The 6,482-nt window shown below is 68.0% G+C and carries 8 protein-coding genes; 2 read left to right on the top strand and 6 right to left on the bottom strand.

Features of this window, described 5'->3' with window-relative positions; genetic code table 11:
- Positions 1 to 46: 46 nt before the first annotated feature.
- Positions 47 to 448 (bottom strand): TIGR03086 family metal-binding protein, encoded by a 402-nt coding sequence (locus tag OK17_RS10210; protein ID WP_461417377.1) that lies wholly within the window; start codon positions 446 to 448, stop codon positions 47 to 49.
- Positions 369 to 656: a maleylpyruvate isomerase N-terminal domain-containing protein gene (locus tag OK17_RS10205; protein WP_461417376.1), complete on the bottom strand. Its 288-nt coding sequence runs from the start codon at positions 654 to 656 to the stop codon at positions 369 to 371. Before OK17_RS10205 ends, OK17_RS10210 begins: the two co-directional genes overlap by 80 nt.
- An 86-nt stretch (positions 657 to 742) precedes the next feature.
- Here OK17_RS10205 and OK17_RS10200 point away from each other — a divergent pair, with 86 nt between their 5' ends.
- The gene (locus OK17_RS10200; protein WP_461417375.1) at positions 743 to 1,702 is read left to right on the top strand and encodes a helix-turn-helix transcriptional regulator; all 960 of its coding nucleotides are present in this window, start codon (positions 743 to 745) and stop codon (positions 1,700 to 1,702) included.
- 130 nt (positions 1,703 to 1,832) lie between these two features.
- Here OK17_RS10200 and fadD8 read toward each other — a convergent pair whose 3' ends face one another.
- On the bottom strand, positions 1,833 to 3,479 hold the full coding sequence (gene fadD8 / locus OK17_RS10195; protein ID WP_040535727.1) for a fatty-acid--CoA ligase FadD8: 1,647 nt from the start codon (positions 3,477 to 3,479) through the stop codon (positions 1,833 to 1,835).
- Positions 3,480 to 3,636: 157 nt separating this feature from the next.
- On the opposite strand from fadD8, the gene OK17_RS10190 reads away from it, so the two are divergent.
- Positions 3,637 to 4,293, top strand: a complete 657-nt coding sequence (locus tag OK17_RS10190) for a GNAT family N-acetyltransferase (RefSeq protein WP_232715869.1) — start codon at positions 3,637 to 3,639, stop codon at positions 4,291 to 4,293.
- Positions 4,294 to 4,361: 68 nt separating this feature from the next.
- Here the strand turns inward: OK17_RS10190 and OK17_RS10185 are convergent, their stop codons facing one another.
- The 3 genes from OK17_RS10185 to OK17_RS10175 are packed head-to-tail and all read right to left on the bottom strand — an operon-like array spanning position 4,362 to position 6,464.
- Complete coding sequence (locus tag OK17_RS10185) at positions 4,362 to 4,739, bottom strand: hypothetical protein (protein WP_232715868.1); 378 nt, start codon at positions 4,737 to 4,739, stop codon at positions 4,362 to 4,364.
- Positions 4,736 to 5,632 (bottom strand): SDR family oxidoreductase, encoded by an 897-nt coding sequence (locus OK17_RS10180; RefSeq protein ID WP_461417374.1) that lies wholly within the window; start codon positions 5,630 to 5,632, stop codon positions 4,736 to 4,738. The genes OK17_RS10185 and OK17_RS10180 overlap by 4 nt, the downstream gene beginning before the upstream one ends.
- Before the next feature lie 43 nt (positions 5,633 to 5,675).
- The gene (locus OK17_RS10175; RefSeq protein ID WP_232715866.1) at positions 5,676 to 6,464 is read right to left on the bottom strand and encodes an SDR family oxidoreductase; all 789 of its coding nucleotides are present in this window, start codon (positions 6,462 to 6,464) and stop codon (positions 5,676 to 5,678) included.
- Between the last annotated feature and the right edge of the window lie 18 nt (positions 6,465 to 6,482).

Here is a 6,482-nt window from a genome sequence, read left to right as displayed (position 1 = left end):
GGCGGCGCTGCGCTCGCACCTCAGGGAGCAAGAAGGTGCGGCGCGATCACCGAGTGGTGGCGGCTGGAACCCAGTTCGCGGACTCGCGCCCGGACCAGTTCGCCAGGGTCTCGACCGGTCCCGCGCCGGCGCGGGGTTCGACAACGCCACCGAAGGGCACGTTCGGGTCCTGGCGGATCTCGGCGCGGATGAACCGACGGACGATGGCGAGGGTCGCGGTGGCGGCTTCGGGTACCGCTTCCGGCGGCTGCCCGGTGGCAACCGCGAGATCCCAGCCGTGCACGAGAGCTTCGTTGACGTAGCCCCACAGCGCGCCGGCGCCGGGCACCTCACCCCACGGCACCTGCACCATCCGGGCGAGCACGGCGTCATCGGACCAGAGATCGATCGCCCGCGCCGCGACCGTTGCGTATTCCTGCGCGTCGAAACGGTCGGCGATGAACGGCATGGCCCGTACGTCGACCCCCCTCGGGTAGCGCAGCCGCTCGCTGTGCCGTGGCAAGTAGGTGAGCACCGAGCGTGCGGACGTCGAACTCGTCGCACGGCGTCGGCGCGTCCAGTTGTTCGGCGGTCACCGCGGAGAGCAGTCCGGTGACCCAGGTGGTGGCGGCTGTGAAGGCCGGGCGGGGATCCGGCGGGGTGGTCGGTGCGTTCATGGTCTTTCCTCTCTCGGTGACTGACGAATCCAGTCAAACCGGGAAACCTGACACCTTCTGTCATGTTTTTGCGAGAAGATTCCGGCATGCGCGCCGAACGCCTCATCGCAGTCCTCATGCTGCTCAAGAAGCACGATCAGGTGACCGCGTCGACGATCGCCGCCGAACTCGAGGTGTCCGAGCGGACCGTGCTGCGCGACATCGAGGCACTCTCACTGTCGGGGGTCCCGGTGTACGCCGAACGTGGCCGGCACGGCGGCTTCTCGCTCGTACCGGGCTATCGCACCGACCTCACGGGACTGACCGTCGAAGAGGCCACCTCGCTCCTCGCCGGAACGGGCCGGCTCGACTCCCCCGCCTTCGCCAGCGCGATGCGCAAGGTCACCGCGGCCCTGCCCGAGACCTACCGGGGTACCGCAGTGCGAGCCGCGCTACGGGTTCTGGTCCGCCCGGAGGGGTTCGTCCATGCGCCGGAGGATCTCGACGCCCTCGACCCGGTACAGTTCGCGGTCTTCGCGGGCAGACGGATCCGCACCCGCTACCGCCCGCGGGGCGCCGTCGAGGCACGCGAGCGGGTCCTCGATCCGGTCGGACTCGTCATCGCAGGCGACACGTGGTACCTCGTCGCACACGGCGTCGGGCCGCGCGACCGGACAGACGAACGGATGTACCGGTTGTCCCGGATGAGCGGGGTCGAGGTCCTCGACGAGCCGGCGGTGCGCGACGAGAACGTGGATCTGAACGAGATCTGGGAGCGTCGTCGTGCTGCGTTCCGGTCCTCGTTCGACCCGGTCGATGTCGTGATCGAATGCGCCGCCGATGACGCCGAACAGGTGCGGTCGATCGCAGCGTCATCGAAAACGTTGGACGCCAACGGAACCCGTCAGCGAGTCGAACTCCGGTTCGCCGACCACCGACATGCCGTTCGCGCGTTGTGGACAACGATGTTCGACCACGACATCGTCGTCGAAGAACCGGAGTGGGTTCGGAAGGCGCTGTCCGATCGAGCGCGAGCACTCTTGTCCGACACTGAAAAACGCCCCTGAGAACGACCCTCCACAGACGGTCCGACGACACTATGTCGACGGCCCGGCTGCTGAGGGCGGTTCTCGGGGGCGGTTCCCAGGTGCGCTTCTCAGGGGCTGTTTTCAGCGGCGGTTTCAGCGACGACTGGTGTCAGCCGACCCCGCGCTCGGAGTCTGCCCAGTACTGCGACCGCAGCGCCTTCTTGTCCGGCTTGCCCAGTGCGGTCAGCGGCAACGAGTCGGCGAAGATGACCCGCTTCGGCGACTGCACCGCACCCTTACGATCCTTGACCGTCTGCTGGATCTCGGCGGTGATGCGTTCCTTCGCAGCGTCGTCGGCATCCGCGTCGGCACGCAGGACGACGATCGCGGTGACCGCCTCACCCCACTTCTCGTCCGGCACACCGATGACGCCGACCTGGCCGACGGCCGGATGCTCGGCCACGACGTCCTCGACCTCGCGGGGGAAGACGTTGAAGCCACCGGTGACGATCATGTCCTTGGTGCGGTCGACGATGAACCAGAAGCCGTCCTCGTCCTCACGTGCGACGTCGCCGGTGCGCAGCCAGCCGTCGCGGAAGGTCTCGGCGGTCTGCTCCGGGAGGCCGAGGTAACCGCCCGCGAGAAGTGGTCCGGCGACACAGATCTCACCCGGTTCGCCCTGCGGCACCGGCTTGTCGTCGGGTCCGAGCAGTGCCGTGCGCAGGAACGCCGACGGCCGGCCGCAGCTGCTCAGGCGACGCTGATCCTCCCCCGGTCCCGGGTGATCGTCCTTGGCGAGATAGCTGATCACCATCGGCGCCTCGGACTGTCCGTAGTACTGGGCGAAGATCGGACCGAACCGTTCGATCGCCTCGGCGAGACGCACCGGATTGATCGGCGACGCACCGTAATACACCGTCTCCAGCGACGACAGGTCACGCGTCCGCGAATCCGGGTGATCCATCAGCGCATACAGCATCGACGGCACGAGCATCGTCGCCGTGATCTTCTGCTCCTCGATGGTCTTGAGGACCTCGGCGGGATCGAACTTCGACAGCACCACCATCGACCCGCCCTTCATGAGGGTCGGGATGAAAAAGGCCGCACCCGCATGCGACAGCGGCGTGCAGAGCAGGAAGCGCGGGTGTTCCGGCCACTCCCACTCGGCGAGCTGGATCTGGGTCATCGTCGCCATCGCTCGCGCGGTTCCGATGACGCCCTTCGGTTTTCCGGTGGTGCCGCCGGTGTAGGTGATCGAGACGACGTGGTCGGGCGACAGGTGCGCGGCGACAAGCGGCTTCGGTTCGAAGTTCTCCGCCTCGGCGATGACGTCACGGGCCTGCGCCGACAACTGCTCGGGCACCGGACCGAGGGTCAGCACCTGCTTCAGTCCGGGGACGCGTTCGAGTAGGGCGGCCGCACGTTCGACGAACATCGGCACGGGATCGATGATGAGGGTCGAGACGCCGGCGTCGGCGAGGACGTAGGCGTGGTCGTCGAGCGAGCCGAGCGGGTGGAGCGCGGTGCGTCGCCATCCCTGCGTCTGACCGGCTCCGATCACGAAGAGCACCTCGGGGCGGTTCAGCGCCAGCAGGCCGACCGCGGTGCCGGTGCCCGCGCCCAGACCCTCGAAGGCCTGGATGTAGCGGCTGATCGCGGCGGCCATCTCACCGCCCGTCATCTCCGTGTCACCCAGGGACAGCACGGTGCGATCGGCGTGCCGCTTGAGCGCGGCGACCATCAGGTCGCCCATGTGTGTGCCCCCGCGAAGGTGATCGAAGTCGGTCGGTGCGGTCGTCGTACCCTCGTTCGTCATGTCACAAGACTAGGACGTGTTACAGCTTCAGGAAAGAAGGACCACCAAAATGGCGGTTATTGCTTGTAGAACATGTTCTAAGTTGCCGTCCCGGATGCGCTCGACGAAGCCCCGAGGCCGGCCCACGGAGCCACCGGGGGTGTCCTAGGATCGAAGCATGACTGATCTTGACCAGGCCACCACTCGCCGCGACATCGCCGACGCCCTGCTCACCGCACTGGAGCGTCGACACGAGGTCCTCGACGCCATCGTCGACGCGGAGAATCACGACGAGGCCGTCACCGCCATCGCGGGCCTGCTCGGCAAATCGCAGCTGGGCGCGAAGGCGATCCTGGACATGAAGCTGAACCAGCTGACCAAGGACGAGCGCCGCAAGAACCAGGCTGAGCTCGACGACCTCAACAGCGCCCTCACCTTCACCCTGGCCGAGCGTCCCGCCAGCAGCGGCGACACCCTCGACCTGCGTCCGTTCGACCCGCAGACCGACGCCGAACTGTTCGCGGCCCGCACCGACGAACTCGGCACCGCGGGCGACGGTTCGGGTGCACCGGCCGGTGACGTCGCCGCCGAGATCAGCGCCGCCACCGACCGAGTCGACGCCGAAGAGGCCGTCTGGCTCGTCGCCGTCGAGGGGGACTCCAAGGTGGGCTTCGTCTTCGGCGAGCTCAAGAACGGCGAGGTCGACCTGCGCATCTGGATTCACCCGCAGTACCGCAAGTCCGGGTACGGCACCGCCGCCCTGCGCAAGTCGCGCTCGGAGATGGCCGCGTACTTCCCCGGAGTGCCGATGGTCGTGCGCGCACCCGGCGCCTAGTCCCAGCGCAGACAACCGAACCCACCATCCCGCACGGGGTGGTGGGTTCGGTCGTTCGTGCTTGCAGCTCAGGCGGATTGGGGCCGGGGCAGTCCGAAACGCGCGACGATCGCCCGGATCCGGTTCTCCTCGTCTACGACAAAGGTCTCCGACACCGAAGCACCGAGGCGCAGTGCCCGCGGGCGGACGTGCACCACATATCGGGTGGTGACGCTGTGCCCGTCAACCGTCGCGGTGAAGTCCGAGATCCGGTGGATCAGGCGGAACTGCGGCCCCTTGGCGAGGCTGCGGGCGATGTGCGGCCCGTTGCGCCCGGTCCGCACGCCGAATTCGACGCGGGTGCAATCGGGATGCAACGACACCGCCGACGGGTCGTGGCTGACCAGGGCGTCGACATACGCCCGGGCCGCCGCGATCCGCTGCTGATCTCTGTCTGCCGAGGTCACCGCGCGCCGTAGACCGGCATCGGGACCGGCGCCTTCGCCAGGATCTCCTCGACCACCGGACCGAGTTCGGCGGCCTCCCAGCGAGATCCCTTGTCGCGCTCGACGCTTCGCTGCCAGCCATCGGTCACCGAGATCTTGCCGCCCTCTATCTCGAAGACGCGACCGGTCACCGCCGCCGATTCGGGCGAGCCGAGCCACACCACGAGCGGTGAGATGTTCGCCGGGTCCATCGCGTCGAACGAGCCGTCGGCGGGAGCTGCCATTTGCGCGGCCATCGCGTCGCCGGCACCCATGGTCATCGCGGTACGGGCAGCCGGCGCGATCGCGTTGACGGTGATGCCGTAACCGCCGAGTTCGGCAGCCGCCTGGATGGTGAGCGCCGAGATCCCCGCCTTCGCGGCGACGTAGTTGCCCTGCCCGATCGAACCGTACAGTCCGGCACCGGAACTCGTGTTCACGATCCGTGCCTGCGGGGTTCGCCCGGCCTTGGCCTCTGCGCGCCAGTACGCGGCGGCATGCCGCAGACCGACGAAGTGCCCCTTGAGGTGGACGCGGATGACGGCGTCCCACTCGTCCTCCGACAACGACACGAGCATGCGGTCACGGACGAAACCGGCGTTGTTGACGAGGACGTCGAGCCGGCCGAACGTGTCGACGGCGGTTGCCACCATGGCCTCGCCACTCTGCCAGTCGGCCACGTCGCCCACCGATGCGACGGCCTCGCCACCGGCCGTGGTGATCTCGTCGACGACCTCGGCAGCGAGGTTCTCCGCATAGTCGTTGACCACGACCTTGGCACCGTCTGCGGCGAAGGCGAGAGCGTGGGCTCGTCCGATGCCCTGTCCGGCGCCGGTCACGATGACGACACGACCCTCATTCAACTTGCTACTCAAGGCGTTTCCTTTCTGAACGGCAAAGACTTCGAGGTGTGGATGGTCAGACGGCGTTGCCGGCGGTCGACGCGTCGAGGAAGGCGGGCTTCTCGCCGCCACCGTGCACGGTGAGCGTCGAACCGCTGATGTAACCGGCCAGCGGTGACAGCAGGAAGGCGACGGCGTTCCCGACGTCGACGGGCGTCGCCATCCGGCCCAGCGGAATGGTGGCGCCGACGGCTGCCACCCCGGCGTCGTCTCCGTAATGAAGGTGCGACTGTTCGGTCTCGACGGGGCCGGCGACGACCGAGTTCACCCGCACCTTCGGAGCCCATTCGACGGCCAGTGACGTCATCAGGTTGTCGAGGCCGGCCTTCGCCGCACCGTAGGCCGACGTGCCCGGCGACGGCCGGTGCCCGCTGACGCTCGAGACGTTGACGATGGCACCACCGTCCGGCTGCGTCTGCATTACCGTGTTCGCCGCCTTGGCGACGGCGAGCGGCGCCAGGAGGTTGAGGTCGACGATCTTGCTCGCGAAGCGGACCGAGGCGTCGGCGGCCAGCGCGAAGGGCGAACCACCGGCGTTGTTGACCACCCCGTCGATGCGGCCGGCGCGGCCGACGATGTCGTCGATCATCGACTCGACGGCGGCGGCGTCGCGGACGTCGCAGGAGAAGAAGTCGATGTCGCGGAGGTCGTCGGCGAGGTTGTCCGCGTTCCGACCGCAGATCACCGGCCGGGCTCCGAGGGCCGACAGCACCCGGGTGATACCCGCGCCGACCCCACGTGCACCGCCGGTGACCAGGACAACCTTCCCGACCAGGCCCAGCTCGGCCTGTGACTGCGTCTGCATGGGTGCTACCCTACCAAA

Source organism: Gordonia sp. GN26 (genome assembly GCF_054823965.1).
Note: the sequence above shows the minus strand (reverse complement) of the source record. Positions and strands in the feature narration are given on the sequence as shown.

What these genes read in the sequence shown, in the direction of transcription:
- OK17_RS10210 (WP_461417377.1), bottom strand. Translation starts at nt 448, where the DNA reads ATGCCGTTCATCGCCGACCGTTTCGACGCGCAGGAATACGCAACGGTC.
- OK17_RS10205 (WP_461417376.1), bottom strand. Translation starts at nt 656, where the DNA reads ATGAACGCACCGACCACCCCGCCGGATCCCCGCCCGGCCTTCACAGCC.
- OK17_RS10200 (WP_461417375.1), top strand. Translation starts at nt 743, where the DNA reads ATGCGCGCCGAACGCCTCATCGCAGTCCTCATGCTGCTCAAGAAGCAC.
- fadD8 (WP_040535727.1), bottom strand. Translation starts at nt 3,479, where the DNA reads ATGACGAACGAGGGTACGACGACCGCACCGACCGACTTCGATCACCTT.
- OK17_RS10190 (WP_232715869.1), top strand. Translation starts at nt 3,637, where the DNA reads ATGACTGATCTTGACCAGGCCACCACTCGCCGCGACATCGCCGACGCC.
- OK17_RS10175 (WP_232715866.1), bottom strand. Translation starts at nt 6,464, where the DNA reads ATGCAGACGCAGTCACAGGCCGAGCTGGGCCTGGTCGGGAAGGTTGTC.